This is a genomic window from Citrobacter sp. VF227 (assembly GCF_052950715.1).
On the sequence record NZ_JBRFVF010000598.1, the window covers coordinates 1 to 437 of the forward strand.

A 437-nucleotide genomic window follows, 5' to 3' on the forward strand; every position below is an offset into this window, starting at 1 on the left:
CGTCGCTGCTAACAGCACATATTACTTTCTGGGACTTATAAGTCAAACAATTTTTCCAGCGTTTTTATCGTTTACACATTTCACGCGCAATTAATCAGCAAAAACGGCAAAAAGAGTGTTTTATCAACAGATAAATTGGCAATTGACTGAAGCAATGAACAAACGGAAAATTCGCAGGGAACGGCAATACGTGTAAGGGAATCGAGAAAACAAGGAAGGCAAAGAAGAAAAGTTAAGAAAAAGAACAACTCAATCAGGTTGCGCCTCACCAGAAAGGTGAGACGCGAAAACCTTAGTAACTGGACTGCTGGGATTTTTCAGCCTGTATACGCTGGTAGATCTCTTCCCGATGTACAGAAACTTCTTTCGGGGCGTTTACGCCTATGCGCACCTGGTTGCCCTTCACCCCTAGAACTGTCACGGTAACCTCATCGCAT

1 protein-coding gene is annotated in these 437 nt (G+C 43.2%); it reads right to left on the reverse strand.

Features of this window, described 5'->3' with window-relative positions; translation table 11 throughout:
- Positions 1 to 292 precede the first annotated feature (292 nt).
- The coding region (gene csrA, locus ACU8YC_RS28090; protein ID WP_446896410.1) for a carbon storage regulator CsrA at positions 293 to 437 on the reverse strand (145 nt) is incomplete at its 5' end.